16 protein-coding genes are annotated in these 16,959 nt (G+C 68.4%); 6 read left to right on the top strand and 10 right to left on the bottom strand.

Annotated elements, in window-relative coordinates:
• Positions 1–79: 79 nt before the first annotated feature.
• Together Q1A98_RS15955 and Q1A98_RS15950 are read left to right on the top strand one after the other, a co-directional pair.
• Entirely contained in the window at positions 80–1,303 is a 1,224-nt protein-coding gene (locus tag Q1A98_RS15955) for a bifunctional glycosyltransferase family 2/GtrA family protein (protein ID WP_299575386.1), read from the top strand.
• Positions 1,300–3,225, top strand: coding sequence for a glycosyltransferase family 39 protein (locus Q1A98_RS15950; protein ID WP_299575322.1), 1,926 nt, complete (start codon positions 1,300–1,302; stop codon positions 3,223–3,225). Before Q1A98_RS15955 ends, Q1A98_RS15950 begins: the two co-directional genes overlap by 4 nt.
• A 16-nt stretch (positions 3,226–3,241) precedes the next feature.
• Here the strand turns inward: Q1A98_RS15950 and Q1A98_RS15945 are convergent, their stop codons facing one another.
• Entirely contained in the window at positions 3,242–4,711 is a 1,470-nt protein-coding gene (locus tag Q1A98_RS15945) for a DUF4185 domain-containing protein (protein ID WP_299575321.1), read from the bottom strand.
• A gap of 122 nt (positions 4,712–4,833) precedes the next feature.
• Here Q1A98_RS15945 and Q1A98_RS15940 point away from each other — a divergent pair, with 122 nt between their 5' ends.
• Complete coding sequence (locus Q1A98_RS15940; protein ID WP_299575319.1) at positions 4,834–5,040, top strand: DUF2510 domain-containing protein; 207 nt, start codon at positions 4,834–4,836, stop codon at positions 5,038–5,040.
• Between the two features lie 10 nt (positions 5,041–5,050).
• On the opposite strand, the gene Q1A98_RS15935 is transcribed toward Q1A98_RS15940, so the two are convergent.
• The 3 genes from Q1A98_RS15935 to Q1A98_RS15925 are packed head-to-tail and all read right to left on the bottom strand — an operon-like array spanning position 5,051 to position 7,630.
• On the bottom strand, positions 5,051–6,094 hold the full coding sequence (locus tag Q1A98_RS15935) for a substrate-binding domain-containing protein (RefSeq protein WP_299575317.1): 1,044 nt from the start codon (positions 6,092–6,094) through the stop codon (positions 5,051–5,053).
• Positions 6,095–6,149: 55 nt separating this feature from the next.
• Positions 6,150–6,602 (bottom strand): MarR family transcriptional regulator, encoded by a 453-nt coding sequence (locus tag Q1A98_RS15930; RefSeq protein ID WP_299575315.1) that lies wholly within the window; start codon positions 6,600–6,602, stop codon positions 6,150–6,152.
• The gene (locus tag Q1A98_RS15925) at positions 6,599–7,630 is read right to left on the bottom strand and encodes an AAA family ATPase (RefSeq protein WP_299575313.1); all 1,032 of its coding nucleotides are present in this window, start codon (positions 7,628–7,630) and stop codon (positions 6,599–6,601) included. The genes Q1A98_RS15930 and Q1A98_RS15925 overlap by 4 nt, the downstream gene beginning before the upstream one ends.
• A gap of 150 nt (positions 7,631–7,780) precedes the next feature.
• Here Q1A98_RS15925 and Q1A98_RS15920 point away from each other — a divergent pair, with 150 nt between their 5' ends.
• A complete protein-coding gene (locus tag Q1A98_RS15920; protein WP_299575311.1) occupies positions 7,781–8,818 on the top strand; it encodes an aliphatic amidase in 1,038 nt (345 codons plus the stop codon).
• Positions 8,819–8,878: 60 nt separating this feature from the next.
• Here Q1A98_RS15920 and Q1A98_RS15915 read toward each other — a convergent pair whose 3' ends face one another.
• Together Q1A98_RS15915 and Q1A98_RS15910 are read right to left on the bottom strand one after the other, a co-directional pair.
• Positions 8,879–9,241, bottom strand: a complete 363-nt coding sequence (locus Q1A98_RS15915) for a hemophore-related protein (RefSeq protein ID WP_299575309.1) — start codon at positions 9,239–9,241, stop codon at positions 8,879–8,881.
• 95 nt (positions 9,242–9,336) lie between these two features.
• A complete protein-coding gene (locus tag Q1A98_RS15910) occupies positions 9,337–10,041 on the bottom strand; it encodes a hypothetical protein (RefSeq protein ID WP_299575307.1) in 705 nt (234 codons plus the stop codon).
• A 718-nt stretch (positions 10,042–10,759) separates the two neighbouring features.
• On the opposite strand from Q1A98_RS15910, the gene Q1A98_RS15905 reads away from it, so the two are divergent.
• Entirely contained in the window at positions 10,760–11,515 is a 756-nt protein-coding gene (locus Q1A98_RS15905) for an SDR family oxidoreductase (RefSeq protein WP_299575305.1), read from the top strand.
• A gap of 173 nt (positions 11,516–11,688) precedes the next feature.
• Here the strand turns inward: Q1A98_RS15905 and Q1A98_RS15900 are convergent, their stop codons facing one another.
• From Q1A98_RS15900 to sigJ, 3 genes are all read right to left on the bottom strand, one after another.
• Positions 11,689–12,153 (bottom strand): hypothetical protein, encoded by a 465-nt coding sequence (locus tag Q1A98_RS15900; protein WP_299575303.1) that lies wholly within the window; start codon positions 12,151–12,153, stop codon positions 11,689–11,691.
• 108 nt (positions 12,154–12,261) lie between these two features.
• Complete coding sequence (locus Q1A98_RS15895) at positions 12,262–13,014, bottom strand: SDR family oxidoreductase (protein WP_299575301.1); 753 nt, start codon at positions 13,012–13,014, stop codon at positions 12,262–12,264.
• 97 nt (positions 13,015–13,111) lie between these two features.
• A complete protein-coding gene (sigJ, locus tag Q1A98_RS15890) occupies positions 13,112–14,068 on the bottom strand; it encodes an RNA polymerase sigma factor SigJ (protein WP_299575299.1) in 957 nt (318 codons plus the stop codon).
• A 394-nt stretch (positions 14,069–14,462) separates the two neighbouring features.
• Here sigJ and Q1A98_RS15885 point away from each other — a divergent pair, with 394 nt between their 5' ends.
• Entirely contained in the window at positions 14,463–14,612 is a 150-nt protein-coding gene (locus Q1A98_RS15885; protein ID WP_299575297.1) for a hypothetical protein, read from the top strand.
• An 88-nt stretch (positions 14,613–14,700) separates the two neighbouring features.
• Here the strand turns inward: Q1A98_RS15885 and katG are convergent, their stop codons facing one another.
• Positions 14,701–16,911: a catalase/peroxidase HPI gene (katG, locus tag Q1A98_RS15880; RefSeq protein WP_299575295.1), complete on the bottom strand. Its 2,211-nt coding sequence runs from the start codon at positions 16,909–16,911 to the stop codon at positions 14,701–14,703.
• Positions 16,912–16,959: the final 48 nt, after the last annotated feature.

Genomic DNA, 16,959 nt, shown 5'->3' with positions numbered 1-16,959 from the left:
ACCGCGACATATCCGACATCCGCTCCGGCACAGCGAGGCTCGCCGCATGACGACCCCACCGAAGGTCGACCGTCCCGGGATGGTCGTCGTCCTCGACCACACCGACCCGTCGCCGACGCTCGACATCGTCGTACCCGTGTACAACGAGGAGGCCGGTCTCGAGCGCTGCGTGCGCCGGCTCGCGTCGCACCTGCGGACCTCGGTGCCGTTCTCGGCCCGGATCACCATCGCGGACAACGCGAGCACCGACGGGACGCTCGACGTCGCACGCTCGCTCGCCGAGCGCATCGGCGGCGTGCGCGCCGTCCACCTCGACGCGAAGGGCCGTGGCCGCGCTCTCAACGCCGCCTGGCGGGACAGCGACGCCGAGGTCGTCTGCTACATGGACGTCGACCTCTCCACCGACCTCAACGCGCTTGTCCCGCTTGTCGCGCCGTTGCTGTCGGGTCACTCGGACATCGCGATCGGATCGCGGCTGTCGTATTCGTCCCGCGTGGTGCGGGGGACCAAGCGTGAGGTCATCTCCCGCGGGTACAACCTGATCCTGCGCACCGCGCTCCGCACCCATTTCCGTGACGCGCAGTGCGGTTTCAAGGCGATGCGCACCGACGTCGCACGACGTCTGCTCCCGCTCGTCGCCGACACCGGCTGGTTCTTCGACACCGAGGTGCTCGTGCTCGCCGAACGCGTCGGCCTGCGCATCGCGGAGATCCCCGTCGACTGGGTCGACGACCCCGACTCCTCGGTCGACATCGTCCGCACCGCCACCGACGATCTACGCGGGTGTTGGCGGGTGGCCCGCGCCATCAGCCGCGGTGACCTGCCCATCGCGGAGCTGCGGCGGACGATCGGGCGCGACCGCCTCGACGAACCCGAGGTCACCGGTGTCCCCCGCGGGATGATCGGGCACCTGGTGCGTTTCGGGATCATCGGCGTCGCGTCGACGATCGGTTTCGCCGTCCTCTACCTGCTGCTGCATCCCGTCGTCGGTGCGCAGCCGGCGAACTTCTTCGCGCTGCTGATCACGGCCGTGCTGAACACGTGGGCCAACCGCGCCTTCACCTTCGGGGTGCGTGGGCGGGACGGTGCCGCAGGCCACCATCTGCAGGGCATCGTGATCTTCCTGGTCGGCTGGGCGATCTCCGCCGGCGCGCTGTACGTCCTGCACGTCGATTTCCCCCATGCCGACAAGCACGTCGACCTCACCGTCTTGATCGTCGCCAACCTCGTGGCCACGGTCATCCGGTTCGTCGCGCTGCGGTGGGTGTTCCGACGCCACATCCGGACGGAGGCAGCGGCGTGACCGCCGTCGCCGACGCGCCCGCCGAGGCCGTCGACACCCCGACGCCGGGTCGGTCGTGGCACCGTCTCGGCCTCGTGGCGCTGCTCGTCGGGAGCGCGGCCCTCTACCTGTGGGACCTCTCGATCAACCGCTACGCCAACGACTTCTACGCCGCCGCGATCCAGGCGGGTTCCCAGAGTTGGAAGGCCTGGTTCTTCGGCTCGTCCGACGCGGCCAACTCGATCACCGTCGACAAACCCCCACTCTCCCTGTGGATCCCCGGTCTCGCGGTCCGGGTGTTCGGCCTCGACTCGTGGGCGGTGCTGGTGCCGCAGGCCCTGATGGGTGTGGCCACGGTCGCGATCGTGTACGCGATCGGTCGACGCATCGCCGGCACCACCGCGGGCCTGCTCGCCGGCACGGCGTTCGCGCTCACCCCGGTCCTCGTGGTGATGTCCCGCTTCGACAACCCCGACGCACTGCTTGTCCTGCTGCTCACGGCAGCGGCATGGGCGACCGTCCGGATCCTCGACGACGGGCGTCTGCGCTGGGCCGTCCTCGCCGGTGGCCTGCTGGGTCTGGCGTTCCTCACCAAGCAGATGCAGGCCCTGATCATCGTCCCGGCGATCGCCGTCACCTACCTCGTGGTCGCCGCGGCACCGCTGGGTCGCCGGATCGTCGTGCTCCTCACCGCGCTCGCGGCGCTGGTCGTCGCCGCCGGATGGTGGGTGCTCGTCGTCGAGCTGTGGCCGGCGGGGTCACGGCCGTACATCGGCGGCACGCAACACAACTCGATCATCGAGCTGACCGTCGGCTACAACGGCCTCGGTCGGGTCACCGGCGACGAGGCGAGCGGGATCGGCGGCGCACCGGGTGGCGCGGGCATGGGCCACATGATGGCGATGTTCGGCGGCGAGACCGGCCCGCTGCGCATGTTCTCACCGGCCGTCGGCGGACAGATCGCCTGGCTGATCCCCGCCGCGCTGATCCTCGGAGTGGTGGCGATCGCGCTGCGGGGCCGGGCCCCTCGCACCGACCCCGAGCGTGCGGCACTCGTGTTCTCGTGGTTGTGGCTCACGTCGAACGCCCTGCTGATGAGCTACATGGCCGGCATCTTCCACCCCTACTACACGCTGGCGTTCGCGCCGCCGATCGCGATCCTCGTCGGCGTCGGTGCCGTCCGCGGGTGGCAGGCACGCCGGCGCCGCCGGGTCCGGGCGTCACTCGTGACCACTCTGATCATCACCGCCGTCGTGGCCGTGGTGTTTCTGCGGCGCACACCGGGATTCGTCGGCTGGCTGCCCTGGCTCGTCGTGGTCGCGGCCGTCGTCGCCACGGGAGCACTCCTCGTCGACGCCGTGCGCCCCGGGCGTCGCATCGGTGTCGCCATGGTGGCCGCCGCCCTCGTCGCGGGGCTCGCCGGCCCCGTCGCCTATTCCATCGACACCGTCGCCACCCCGCGAATCGGTGGCCTCGTCAGTGCAGGCCCGGCGACGACGTCGTTCCCGTTCGCGCGCAGCGGCTCCCGCGCGCCGCAGCTTCCCGGAGGCGCCGCCGCCGCACGCACCGCGCGCCGGCTGTTCACCGGCGAGGCACCGCCGAGGTCTGTCACCGACCTGCTCACCGCGGGCGGCGATCGTTTCCGGTGGGCGGCCGCGACCGTCAGTTCGCTGTCGGCGGCCGGGTATCAGCTCGCGACGCAGCGCCCCGTCATGCCGATCGGGGGGTTCGCCGGGAGCGACCCGGCGCCGACACTGTCCCGCTTCCAGCACCTGGTGCGCGACCGGGAGATCCACTGGTTCATCGGCGGATTCGCGCTGTTCGGCGGCCGAGACCCCGACCGCGCGTCGGCGCAGATCACGCGCTGGGTGACCACGCACTTCACCCCGCGCGTCGTCGACGGGGTGACGCTGTACGACCTCACCGCACCGCGCGGACGGTAGCCGCGCCCGCGCCGGATCAGTTCGTGCGGATGTGCATCAGGTCGACGTTGTACGAGGTGTACGTCGTCGCCGTGAAGAACAGGTCCTTGTCGGTCGACCACGGGTGCATGAACCCGCCGTAGAGCTGCGGGTACTGCGCGGTCGACATCAGCAGCGTCGGCTCGGACCACAGACCCTGCGGTGACTTCGACTGTCGCAGCACGATGCCGCCGCGCACGACGTCGAGATAGGTCGCCTGCCACAGCTGCGCCGCCGCGTCGTACCGCACCGACAGCTCACCGGTCGGCCCGCCGAACAGCGGCGTCGCCTGGTCCCCGTTGGCCGTGGGCCGCCAGGTGCCGTTGACCCAGTACTGATACGCGGTCTTGTTCAGCACGTCCGACGCGGGGACGCGCGCCAGGGCGGTGGTGCCGAGTCGACCGTTGGGCGTGCCGAACATGTAGACGTAGCCGCCCGCCGGGACCATCGACGACACCTGGAACTTGGACTGCCCGAAGAAGTTGTCCCAGCGCGCGTACTGCGAGTTGGTCCACGTGGATCCGCCGTCGTCGGACCAGGCGAGTCCGCCGTAGTTGGTGAACCACTGGCCGGGGACCGTGAAGTTGTTGACCGACATGTAGCTCATGTACTGCCGCTTGCCGACCGCGAAACCCGATGTGGGGATGACGGTCTGCTCGACGTAGTTGATCTTGCGGCTCGCGATCACCTCGGCCGCGTGGCAGCGGCTGTCCTGCACCATGGAGTCGATGGTGAGGCCGCGCGCGAGGTTCTTGTTCGTCGAGAAGCCGAGCGTGTTCGACCGCCAGTCGCCACCGTTGGCGCCGGGCGGGCGGAAGCCCTTGCCGAAGGTGTCACCGAACGCGACGGCGACCCTGTCCGGCGACGCCTCCCACATGATGCCGAGGTCGGTGCCGTTCACCTGGTATCGCTTGTCGGTGCGGCTGGTCGACCCGTGGCCGGTGACCTGGCCGACGTAGTTCAGCCCACCCGCGCGCGGGTTCGGAAGCTTCGCGGTGACGGCGCCCGCGACGGCGGCGGGGTTCTGCGCCGGCGGGCGTGCCTGCGCGGGAGGGGGCGTGCCCCCGGGGACCGGCACCGGGATCGTCGCGATGGGCCGCGGGGTGAAGGTGATCTTGGGGACGGCGATGGAGCCCGACCCGGATCCGACGGAGGCCGCCGGCGGCGGCGGATCGGTGATGTCCGGGCAGGGGTCCTTGCACGGGTCCTTCGGCGGCGGTGGCGACGGGATGCGCTGGCGCGAGTTCTGCGGCCCGAACTGCGGAACCGGTTTGAACTGCAGGTACGGCAGACCGAAGTCGATCCGCGGGCGCAGCGGGCTGCCGGGGCGCGCCGGCTGCGGGAGGTCGTTGACACATCCCGAGCTGGGGAGCACCGCCGCGGCGGCGGGCGCGGCGACGGCGGGAGCAGCGACGGCGAAGGGCACCAACGCACAACTTGCCATCGCCACGTACACGGTTCGGCGCATCACAGACATACCTCATCCACCACCGGCAATTCAGACGGCTGAACCTAACACGGGTACAGACGGTGCACGAGGGGACGATGAGACTTGAGTACATATAGCGGACAAACCGTCATACTCGACGAGTGCAGACCTGGCTGATCATCGTCATCGTGGTGCTGGTGGTGTCCGTGCTGGTGGGCGCGATCCGCCCGGCGATCCGATTCGCCCGCTCCACCCCTCCCCCCACGCCCGAGGGCTGGTACCCCGACCTGCACGATCCGTCGATCGAGCGCTACCACGACGGCGAGGGGTGGACCGAGCAGACACGTCCCAACCCCGAGGAGTCCTGACCTCCACGGGTCAGGCGACGGCACTCACCTGCGCCACGACGTCGAACTCGAGAGCGTCCGCTGCCGCGATGTAGACGTCCTGGGCGAGGTGGCGGCCGTCGAACACGACGTCCCCGCGGGGACTGACGTAGCGGAACCCCTCCGCCGCAGCCCGATTGATCGCCGCGCTGTCGAGCGAGCCGGCGCGCCGGGCCAGTTCGACGAGCAGTCGGACGCCCTCGTAGCACGACTCGCCCGGTGACGTCAGCGGCGGCGCACAGCTGCCGAGCCGCCCGAAGTACCGTGCGCCCAGCGCCAACCCGTCTGCGCTGGTGAGGTTCTCGAAGAATCCGGCCGTCGAGTACAGACCCCGACTCGCACCCGACGCGAGGAGCATGTTCTCGTCCATCAGCGGTCCGAGGCGCACGCAGCGATCGGCGAGGCCCCGGCGCGCGAATGCCCGGTTGAACGCGACGGCGTCCGACCCCAGCAGCAGGACCAGCACACCGTCGGCCTCGGCCCGCTCGACGGCGTCGAGTACCGGGCCGAAGCGCGTGGACCCGAGTGGCACGAACGTCGTCGACACCACCTCGAGATCGCGGGACCGACGAGCGGCCTGACGAACCCGCGCCGCGGTGCGCCGTGGCCAGACGTAGTCGCTCCCCACGACCGCCCATCGCCGGACGGAGAGCTCCTCGCCCATCCACCGCATCGCCGGCAGCACGTGACGGTCAGGCGTCTCGCCGGTGAGGAACACCCCGTCGGACGCCTCGCCGCCCTCGTAGGTCGCGGTGTAGACGTAGGGAACCGTCGGTGTGCGCGCCGCGACCAGCGCGCGTCGGACCGCCGAGTCGTGCCAGCCCACCAGCGCGTCGACCTCACCGCACATCTCGGCGACCTCGCGGACCACCGCGTCCGGGCCGGCTCCGCCGTCGACGACGCTGACCTCGACGGGCTCACCGAGCACTCCGTCGCCGTCGTTCAGTTCGTCTACCGCGACCTGGACCGCGGCCGCACACGAGGGTCCGAAGATCCCGGACGGACCACTGCGCGGGATCACCACTCCCATACGCATCGCCTCACCCGCCGTCCGTCGTCGAGGATCTCGACCCCAGGGTGACACCGCCCGATTACGCCGACGTTTCGCCGGCGAGCGCACCGTCCGCCGCGGAGACGAGGTGGATCAACCCGTCACCGAGGGCCAGGAACCGCGCGGACCCGATCTCGGCGGCGATCGCCGCGTCGATCCGCGCGGCGGCCTCCAGCGCGGGGGCCATCCTCGACGCGCCGTGCGCGCTGAGGAACACGACGACCCGTCGCCGGTCCGTGGGGTCCGCGCGTCGATAGACGAGCGCGCGCTCGGTCAGGCTGTCGACGGCGCGCGTGGCGCCGGCCGCCGAGAGCACCGACAGCCGGGCGAGGTCGCTCATCGTGATGCCGGCGGACGTTCCCAGCACGACGAGGACGCGCCACTGGTCGGCGGTCACACCCAGCGTGTCGAGGACCGGCGCCATCCGCTCCTCGACGGCGCGCGTCGCGCGCGCGAGCAGGACGCCCACGGACGGGGTGTCGTCGGAGGTCACGATGCACCTCCGTCCAGGACGGTGACGACCACGTCCCCGCCGACGACGTCGACCAGCAGCCGGGCAGGTCCGTCGCCGTCGCGGTCGGCGAGGACCGCCGCGATCGGGGCGACGAGATGCACCCGGAGCGAGCGGTGCAGGGCGCGGACACCGTACCGGACGTCGAAGGCCCTCTGCAGCAGCGCTTCTCGTGCGTCGTCGCTGACCCGGCATTCCACGCCACGATGGGCGACGGTCGCGACGAGACGGTCGATCTCGCGGTCCACGACGGTCCGCGCCGTGCCGCGCTCGACGGAGTCGAACACGACGATCTCGTCGAAACGGTTCAGCAGCTCGGGATCGAAGAACGAGCGCACGCGCTCGGTCACGACCTCACGCGGGCCCCGTCCGCGCACCGCGGCGGTCAGCCGCCGCAGGGACCGGCGCTGCAGGTCGTGGACCTCCCTCGATCCGAGGTTCGACGTGAGAAGCACGATGGCGTTGCGGAAGTCGATCGTCGTGGTGCCGGACGCGAGACGCAGCCGGCCGGTGTCGAGGATCTGCAACAGGGCGCGCAGCACCGTGGGGTGAGCCTTCTCGACCTCGTCGAACAGGACCACGCCCGGCCGACTCGCCGTGCCCTCCACCGCGTCCCGGTCGAAGAGGGAGAACTGCTCCTTCGACCCGGCGTATCCGGGCGGTGCTCCCGACAGCGCCGCGGCGTAGTGCTCCTGGGCGAGCGAGTTCATGTCGATGCGGCACAGGTTGTCGACGTCGCCCCGCACGTGGTGCGCGACCTGCCGGGCCAGCTCGGTCTTTCCGACCCCGGTGGGGCCGACCAGCAGCAGTGAGGCGATGGGCCGGTGGGGATCCCGCAGCCCGACGGCGGCGATGGTCAGCGCTCGGACGACGGCCTCGACCGCCTCGTCCTGCCCGACGACCGCGCCCCGCAGCCCGTCTCGGAGCGCCGCAGGCGAGCGCAGGTCACCGAGCCGGAAACCGGCCCCCGTCGACAGGTCGTGGAAGCGCTGGGTGGCGAAGCCGGACACTCGGACCCCTCTCGTTCCAGATGAAAATACACGGCGGTGGGCCGTGTCATGAGTTGTGAACACCAGCGCAACACGCTGGTCATCGCTGTCTCGATACCGTTCTCAATACGCTTCCGGATGGAAGCATCATCGCCAGATCAGGAGCCATCCATGCGCCACGGAGACATCTCGTCCAGCCCCGACACCGTCGGGGTCGCGGTGGTCAACTACAAGATGCCGCGGCTGCACACCCGCGACGAGGTGATCGCCAACGCACACACGATCGCCGAGATGGTGGTCGGCATGAAGAGCGGACTGCCGGGGATGGACCTCGTCGTGTTCCCCGAGTACTCGACGCAGGGCATCATGTACGACCCCGACGAGATGTACGCGACCGCGTCGGTGATCCCCGGCGACGAGACCGACATCTTCTCCGCCGCATGCCGGGAGGCGCGCACGTGGGGCGTCTTTTCCATCACCGGTGAGCGCCACGAGGACCACCCGAACAAGCCGCCGTACAACACGCTGGTGCTCATCGACGACCAGGGCGAGATCCGGCAGAAGTACCGGAAGATCCTGCCGTGGACGCCGATCGAGGGGTGGTATCCCGGTGGTCAGACCTACGTCTCCGACGGGCCGAAGGGCCTGAAGATCTCGCTGATCATCTGCGACGACGGCAACTACCCGGAGATCTGGCGGGACTGCGCGATGAAGGGCGCCGAGCTCATCGTGCGCCCGCAGGGCTACATGTACCCGGCCAAGGAGCAGCAGGTGCTGATGGCGAAGGCCATGGCGTGGGCGAACAACTGCTACGTCGCGGTCGCCAACGCGACCGGATGGGACGGGGTGTACTCGTACTTCGGGCACAGCGCGATCATCGGGTTCGACGGCCGGACGCTCGGCGAGTGCGGTGAGGAGGAGTACGGCGTCCAGTACGCGCAGCTGTCGCTGTCGACCATCCGCGACGCACGCGCCAACGACCAGTCGCAGAACCACCTGTTCAAGCTTTTGCACCGCGGATACACCGGAGTCCACGCCGGCGGTGACGGCGACAAGGGAGTCGCCGAGTGCCCCTTCGACTTCTACCGGAACTGGGTGAACGACGCCGAGGCGACGCAGCATGCCGTCGAGTCGATCACCCGGGAGACCATCGGCGTCGCGGACTGCCCCGTCGGTGACCTCCCCACCGAGAAGGTCATGGAGGCCTGAGACACGACCGTGCCCGGCCGACCATGTGGTCGACCGGGCACGGCGGGACTCCGGATCAGGTCACTTGCGCTTGGGGTGACACGCTTGCCGGTAGTCGCGGATCGGGGTCCGCGCCTGGCGCAGTTCCTTGAACTCCTCGCGGTGGGCCTTGCGGAACTCCTTCAGCTCGGCGCGGCGCTGGTTCTTCGGCAGCGTCCGCAGATGCGCGAGCTCGGCGGCCAGATCAGGGTGGCGCGCCAGCACACCGGCGATCGCGGGCGCCGCCTGGGCGACGGCGGCTGCGTGGGCCTGCGGCGAGCACTGGATCGGCGCGGCGGACGCGGTCGCAGCCGGGATACCGGCGGCGAGGCCGATGCCCACCGTCACGGCGGCGGCGGCACCGATCCGTCGTGTCCATCGGGCGGGGTGTCGGATGTCGGTCATGGTGTCTCCTCACGGAATGCATCGGTCATGCGCCTGTGACTGTGGGCCGGGAATCTGAGATTCGCAGCGCCAGAGTCGGATCCCTCAGCCGACTTTCAGGTCCCCAACGCCTGGGCCGCCGCGATCCCGACCAACTGCTGAAAAGCGACACGGTTCAGGTCGACGCCGGTGAGCGAGCGCCGGCTCACCGTCACCGTCGTGCCCTTCACGTCGAACACGGCGATCAACGCGTGGGTCGTCGACTGCGCGAACCCGGCAAGCGAAACACTGGACGTCTGTTCCACCACAACGGGATCGGTGACCCCGCGGATCACGATCGGTATCCGGGTCTCGGTGACGGACACGGTCCCTGACGACGTCCTGACGGTGCGTGTCCCACACCCGTCGACGTGGTAGCGGGCGTAGATCGCCGATGTCGGGTCCTCACGGGACGCGGTGCTGGTCACCAGCACACCGGAAGCCTGGTCGACGAACGCCGAAACCGCGTGACGGCTGGCGGTCGGCGCCGGGACGAGAGACGGATCCGGCTGACACTGCGCCGGACTCACCGTCGATCCCGGTGCCGGCCCGCCGACGTCCGCGATCGTGGCCGACCGCTGCTGGTCGGTCAGCGACATCGACCGGAAACCCGCAGGCATGTCGCGCTCCTGCAGCACGAACTGCGTCAGTGGCGCGACGAACCCGGCCGACGACGATGCCACGGACGACGTGGGCGGCGCCGAGGTCGAGCTCGACGAACAGCCCGCGACGAGCGCGACGGCGGCGATCGCCACCACCACGCTCAGCAGTCGTCTCACCATGCGGACCTCCGCTCGCTCGAGGCGGCGGGCACATCGGCCGGTCCGTCACCGTCAGCGCGATGGTAGGCCGCCGATCAGATGGCGTCACCCGTTCGCGCGCAGCGGATCTCGCGATCCGGGTCAATCCGACGATTCCGGCGTTGCCTACAGGTCTTTGGGGGGTCTCAGCGAGCCGCTCCGCGCAACGATCAGCACACCGTCGAGTTGGCCGGCCGGCTCAGAAGAAGGCGTCGGCGACACCGGCTGGTCGCGCCGGCCACCGGTGCCGGGTTCGCTGTCGTAGCGATCGGCGTGTTCGTGGCCGGGTCGCACGGGTTGGCGGTGTCCGTCTCGGTGTGGGGTCGGTGTGGTGGTGACGCTCGCGGCGTGGGGTGAGGCGTCGCCTCGTCGCACAGTCCACCGCGCAGCGGCGAGAGCTCCGCGCACCCTGTCCTGGGGCAACGATCTCGTCGGACTTTCGTCACCGGTCCTCACCTCGAGCGAGGTCACAGCCGCCGACCGTGCGGCCGGGTCCGGATCAGGGACGCCAGGCTCGCAGCATTGTTCGTGAGAGCATGGCCGATATTGCCGAAACCCGTTTGTGTGCAGCCTTTTTGTCACGAGTGCTGTATCCGCACGGAGCGCACGGGCGTGGTTGTGTTCTGCGGTAGGCAGATCGAACCTCACATCGGGAGCGTTCGCGTCGTCACTCATGTAGAGGGTGGAAACGCCACCCCACGTGAAGGAGCCAGCGAAAGTGAAAGTTCTCATTGCCGGTGGACGAGGTCGAGTCGGATCGAAGGTTGCAGATCTTCTCGAGTCGCGCGGCGTGGAGGTCGTGTCCGGCGGCCTGGATGACGGGGTCGACTACATCGAGGGCACGAGAGTGGCTGAGGTTCTGGAGGGCGTGGACACCATCGTCAATGTCCTCAACACCAATCGCTTCGACGAAGAAGGCGCGGTCAGCTTCTTCGACGGTACGACCCGCGCGCTGACGGCCGCCGGTGAGGAGGCAGGTGTGAGGCACCACATCCTCCTGTCCATCGTGGGCGTCGGCGACGAAGACGGGTCGGACATCGGCTACTACCTGGCAAAGGTGGCGCAAGAGCGGGCGCTCAAGGCGGGCTCGATTCCCTACACCGTTGTTCGCTCGACGCAGTTCCAGAGTTACGTTCCCGTGCTGGCCGACCAGCACACGGTGGACGGCAAGGTTCTCGCTCCGAGGGACCTGATCCAGCCGGTAGAGCTCGACGAACTCGCTGCATTGTTGGTCGAGGTGACGCTGTCCGGCGGCCCCCTCGGCGACGTCGAGATCGCCGGGCCCGAGCGGTTCCACATGGACGACCTGCTCCGCGGCACGCTGGCAGCCACCGGCGACCCCAGAGACGTCGTCACGGTGGAAAGCCTTGGCGCTGAGGACGCGATGGTGCCTCGCGGCGAGTACCACGTGGGAAAGACCTTGTACCCGATCCGCGACATCCCGCTCGCGAGCTGACCCATTCCACCCGCCGGGCCCGACCTGATCTCGAGTCGAAGAGCCTCACCTCCCACGATCTATGAGCGTGGAAGGTGAGGCTCTTTTCGGCATCTGTCGCTCCTCGAGAACGTGGCCGTCAGGTCAGCTGCCGCCATGGGTGCCGAGCGCCGCCTGATGCGCCGATGTATCCATCACGCAGGGCGAGGACGGCGCCGCGGCGGGATGAAGAGGCCGACACCGAGTAGGACAGCGAAGCCGAGAACGATGACCTGGCTGATCCGGTCCGATACGGACAAGTGGCTGAGATGCGTGACGTGATAGAGGAAGTGGAGCACCCCGAAAGTGGTCCATGCGATACCGAGGAGCCGGTAGCCGATCTGGGAGTGCCAGAACAGGCCGAAGACGCTCGCCAGCCCGAGTGCGAGGTACTGGGCGCCGTGGTCGCGGATCAGGTGCTCGTTGTACGGCCCGTCTTGCGAGATCCACTCGCCCAGGACTGCCGGGAAGTGATCGTAGAACTGCGCCGGGAAGAAGTATGCCCATGTACCGACGACGGCGGCGATGACGATGGAGCCGATGAGAGCAGCCAGCTGGATTCTGCCGACGCGTGGGTCATCGCTCGCAGTGTCACCGGGAAGGTGGGCGCGGTTGCTCATGAAAATCCCGTTCTCGACGCCGGGCGTCGGTAGACCATGTGGAAGGGAGTGACGCACGTCTGTCGGTGCTCGGCGCAGTTGACACGAGGAAGAGCCGAACCCGGCGGACTACTCGGCGTGATGCCCGGTGCGCAGCCACTCGTCAAACGTTCTGCGCGCAGTTGTCTTCGAGGTGCCGCCGCGGAGCTCGCCGGAAGCCAGACCTCGCCCGTAAGTGCCAGGGAAACGCAACTCCAGCACCCGACGTCGCGTTCCGTCGTGCGCGTACATCCGGCGAACCATGTCGGCCAAGGACTCGTCCCGAGGACCGAGCAGATCGATTGCCCGACCAGTGGGTTCGTTCTCGGCGACAGCGATGAGGTGTTCGCCGACCTCCTCGGCGGCAACGGGCCGAGTAAGAGTCTTCGGAATCAGGGTCAGCGCACCCATGGTGGTCTGCGCGACGATCTGCTCAGCGAACTCGTGGAACTGGCCGGTACGAGCGATGGTGTGAGGCACATCGGATGCGGCAACGAGACGTTCCTGAGCGAGCTTTCCGGCGTAGTACGACGTGTCGATATTGTCGATTCCCACGATCGACAACGCCACATGGTGCGGCGTTCCCGCACGAGTCTCCGCGCTCAGCAACTGTCGCGACGCCGACTCGAAGAACTCGACCGCCTTTCTGGTCGACAGCGTGGTCGCGTTGAGCACATCGACGACCGCATCCGCCCCTGCGATGGCTTTGTCGATGCCACTGCCCTGAAGGACATCTACGCCGTTGCTGCGTGTCAAGAGGACCACCTCGTGACCACGACGACGCGCCGCCTGCACAACGTATTTTCCCACGGTGCCGGTTCCACCCGCGACTGCAATCTTCATCTTCGACTCCCTTTCTCAGCGCAGCAGGAACCTCCCGCAGCGCGAGCGGCTCGATGCCCTCATGTACTTGACGGCACAGGCACGGTGAATGTCAGGCTCACTCGGTGATCTGACCGGGGGTCACCCACTCGCCGAGCTTGCGAGGGTCCAGCACAAGCCAAACGTCGGTGATCTGCTCCCCCTCAACGTGGAAGCTGGCAATGCCGAAAAGTCGTCCGCCCAGAGTCAAGGCGTATCCCAAGCCGTCCGCGGTGCGCCGTTCCTCGAACACGAGCTCCGGCTGTTTCTGCATGACGCCCATGAGGAAACGCGCAACGCGATCGGATCCCGTGACGACGTTGGGAGCGGCGCGCACCACTCCGCCGCCATCAGCCCGCAACTCGACCTCAGGCGCGAGAGTTCTCATCAGAAGTCGCATGTCCCCTCCCTGACTCGCGGCCAGGAACGCGCGAACCACGTCGTCATGTGTCTTCGAGGCGACTACAGAAGTACGCCGCTCACGCACGTGTCGCCGCGCAGAGGAAGCCAACTGACGGGTGGCTTCGGGCGAACGTCCAACCAGGTCTGCGATCTCGTCGAACGGAGTGCCGAATACGTCATGCAGCACGAACGCGACGCGCTCTGCCGGAGTCATGGACTCCAGCACCATCAGGAGCGCAGTACTCACCGCGTCGTCGAGGGTCACTCGGTCCAGCGGATCCTCCACCACACCGACAGCGGCGTCTGAGGCTGCTCCCGTGCCGAGGAAGAGGTCGGATGGGATCGGTTCCGGCAGCCACTGTCCGATCTGCTTCTCGCGACGAGCTCTGGCCGAACTGAGCACGTCGAGTGCGATTCGGCCGGCGGCTCGGGTCAGCCAGGCTGCAGGACTGCGGATCTCGCCGCGTTCCTGTTCTGTCAGCCGGTACCACCGAATGTAAGTCTCCTGAACGACGTCTTCCGCATCTGCCAGAGTTCCCGTCATCCTGTAGGCCAGGGAAACGAGGCGACGGCGTTCGGCAACAACGTCCGCGTCACCCCCGGATGGGACCACTGCCGGCTCCTCGTGCGACATCTTCCGCCTCTCTGAGAGGACCGCTTCGCGGCCCTGCGGACCATGACAACCCACGACACTCTCATCAGATACGACGGATCGGAACTCCGAAACGTGAGGTCGGCAGCATCAAGCGTCAACCTCCTGACAGCGATGATGACCGAATGTTCGGATCGCACTTCGTGGCGGCGGCCAGTGATTCGCCGCCGCCACGGCTTTCTCGCCGGCAGCTCAGTGAAGGAGATCCAGTCGATCGGGCCGAGCTTGCGCCCGCCCGACGGGATCAGATCGACGTCGTGTTCGCCCGACGTCGCCGAGCGGCCACCGCCTGCGTCTCGAACCGCGAGAGCGATCTCGGAGTGCTCGCGGACCGGCATATGCGGCTGGGCGTGGGACCTCGCGATGCATCGGCGAGGTGGAGATCCGTGTCGGAGGGACGCGCGAGACGTACCTCGCGTCCGCCGAGGTGGAGATCGAGGTGGGCGCGACGGTGCTCGTGGTCGAGGATCGCGGTGACCGACAGGTCGCCGTCATCCCCTGGGCCGCACCGCCCGGCGCGGTCTGAGCACGGACGACGCGCAGACGACGGACGCCCCGCGAACCGAGTGGTTCACGGGGCGTCCGGGTGTGGCTGTCAGTCAGCCGTCACGACCTCAGCGGTGCAGGTCGAAACGATCGGCCTCCATGACCTTGGTCCACGCGGCGACGAAGTCGCGGACGAACTTGTCCTTGGCGTCGCTCGCGCCGTAGACCTCGCTGATCGCCCGCAGCTCCGAGTTCGACCCGAAGATCAGGTCGACGCGGCTCGCGGTGAACTTCTCGGCACCGGTCTCCCGGTCCTTGCCGACGAACGTGCCGTTCTCGTCGTCGGTGGGCTCCCACACGGTGTCCATGTCGAGCAGCTCGACAAAGAAGTCGTTGCTCAACGTCTCGGACTTGTCGGTGAAGACACCCAGCTTCGAGTCCTTGTAGTTCGCACCCAGGGCACGCAGGCCACCGACGAGGACCGTCATCTGCGGGGCCGAGATGCCCAGCAGGTTGGCCTTGTCGACCAGCAGGTACTCCGCCGAGAGGCGAAGTCCCTTGCCGAGGTAGTTGCGGAACCCGTCGGCCCGCGGCTCCAGGTAGGAGAACGACTCGACGTCGGTCTTCTCCTGGGTGGCGTCGGTGCGACCCGGCGTGAACGGCACGGTGATGTCGACACCGGCGTTCTTCGCGGCCTTCTCGACCGCCGCGACGCCACCGAGGACGACGAGGTCGGCGAACGACACGGTGCCGCTGAACGACTCCTGGATGCTCTCCAGCTTGCTGATCACCTGGGCGAGCTCGTCGGGCTCGTTGGCCTCCCACCCGGCCTGCGGCTGCAGACGGATGCGACCGCCGTTGGCGCCACCGCGCTTGTCGGAGTTGCGGAACGACGACGCGGACGCCCACGCGGTCTTCACCAGCTGCGAGATGGTGAGGCCCGACGACAGGATCTGCTCCTTGAGCTGAGCGATCTCGGCGTCACCGATGAGCTGGCCCTCGACGGCCGGAACCGGGTCCTGCCACAGCAGCTCCTCCGAGGGCACCTCGGGTCCGAGATAGCGCTCGATGGGGCCCATGTCGCGGTGGGTCAGCTTGTACCAGGCCTTGGCGAACTCGTCGGCCAGCTCGGCCGGGTTCTCCAGCCAGCGACGCGTGATCTTCTCGTAGATCGGGTCGACGCGCATCGCCATGTCGCTGGTGAGCATCATCGGCGGGTTCTTCTTGCCCTCGACATGGGCGTCGTCGATGAGATCGGTTGCGGCACCGTCCTTCGGACGCCACTGGTTGGCGCCACCGGGACCCTTGTGGACCTCCCACTCGTAGCCGTACAGCGTCTCGAGGTAGGAGTTGTCCCACTTCGTCGGCGTCGGCGTCCATGCGCCCTCGATGCCGGACGTGATGGTGTACTCCGCGTTGCCGGTGCCGAAGCTGTTCTTCCAGCCGAGGCCCTGCTGCTCGATCGGGGCACCCTCGGGCTCGGGCCCGATGTACTTCTCGGGGTCACCGGCGCCGTGCACCTTGCCGAACGTGTGGCCGCCGACGACGAGCGCCGCGGTCTCCACGTCGTTCATCGCCATGCGGCCGAAGGTCTCGCGGATGTCGTTGGCCGACAGCTGCGGATCCGGGTTGCCGTTGGGGCCTTCGGGATTGACGTAGATGAGGCCCATCTGCACGGCACCGAGCGGCTCCTCGAGCTCACGGTTGCCGGTGTAACGCTCGTCGCCGAGCCAGGTGTGCTCGGGGCCCCAGTAGACGTCCTCCTCGGGCTCCCAGCGGTCCTCGCGGCCGCCGGCGAACCCAAAGGTCTGGAAGCCCATCGACTCCAGTGCGACGTTGCCGGTGAGCACGATGAGGTCGGCCCAGGACAGCTGGCGGCCGTACTTCTGCTTGACCGGCCACAGCAGGCGGCGGGCCTTGTCGAGCGAGGCGTTGTCCGGCCAGCTGTTCAGCGGCGCGAAGCGCTGCATGCCGGCGCCCGCGCCACCGCGACCGTCGTGCACGCGGTAGGTGCCGGCCGAGTGCCACGCCATGCGGATGAAGAAGGGGCCGTAGTGACCCCAGTCGGCGGGCCACCACGACTTGGAGTCGGTCATGACCGCGGTGAGGTCGGACTTGACCTCGGCCAGGTCGAGCTTGGCGAACTCGGATGCGTAGTCGAAGTCGGCGCCCTCGGGGTTGATGACGTCGGGGTTCTTCGCCAGGATCCGCAGGTTCACCTTCTCCGGCCACCAGTCCCGCGAGCTGGACCCCTCGACGGGGTACTTGCGGTGACCGCCGACGACCGGGCAGCCGGGCGCATGCGAACCGGCATGCTCCTCGGGCTGATCCTGGTTCATCTCTTTTTCGCGGGTTGTGTGGTCTTCAGACACAGCTTTCCTTCCGGG

Source organism: uncultured Williamsia sp. (genome assembly GCF_947494875.1).
Taxonomy (GTDB): Bacteria; Actinomycetota; Actinomycetes; order Mycobacteriales; family Mycobacteriaceae; genus Williamsia_A.
Note: the sequence above shows the minus strand (reverse complement) of the source record. Positions and strands in the feature narration are given on the sequence as shown.

Excerpts from the sequence above, each read along its gene's own strand:
- Q1A98_RS15915 (WP_299575309.1), bottom strand. The coding sequence starts at position 9,241 with ATGACCGACATCCGACACCCCGCCCGATGGACACGACGGATCGGTGCC.
- Q1A98_RS15955 (WP_299575386.1), top strand. The coding sequence starts at position 80 with ATGGTCGTCGTCCTCGACCACACCGACCCGTCGCCGACGCTCGACATC.
- Q1A98_RS15900 (WP_299575303.1), bottom strand. The coding sequence starts at position 12,153 with ATGAGCAACCGCGCCCACCTTCCCGGTGACACTGCGAGCGATGACCCA.
- katG (WP_299575295.1), bottom strand. The coding sequence starts at position 16,911 with ATGAACCAGGATCAGCCCGAGGAGCATGCCGGTTCGCATGCGCCCGGC.
- Q1A98_RS15910 (WP_299575307.1), bottom strand. The coding sequence starts at position 10,041 with ATGGTGAGACGACTGCTGAGCGTGGTGGTGGCGATCGCCGCCGTCGCG.
- Q1A98_RS15895 (WP_299575301.1), bottom strand. The coding sequence starts at position 13,014 with ATGAAGATTGCAGTCGCGGGTGGAACCGGCACCGTGGGAAAATACGTT.
- sigJ (WP_299575299.1), bottom strand. The coding sequence starts at position 14,068 with ATGTCGCACGAGGAGCCGGCAGTGGTCCCATCCGGGGGTGACGCGGAC.
- Q1A98_RS15935 (WP_299575317.1), bottom strand. The coding sequence starts at position 6,094 with ATGCGTATGGGAGTGGTGATCCCGCGCAGTGGTCCGTCCGGGATCTTC.
- Q1A98_RS15920 (WP_299575311.1), top strand. The coding sequence starts at position 7,781 with ATGCGCCACGGAGACATCTCGTCCAGCCCCGACACCGTCGGGGTCGCG.
- Q1A98_RS15945 (WP_299575321.1), bottom strand. The coding sequence starts at position 4,711 with ATGCGCCGAACCGTGTACGTGGCGATGGCAAGTTGTGCGTTGGTGCCC.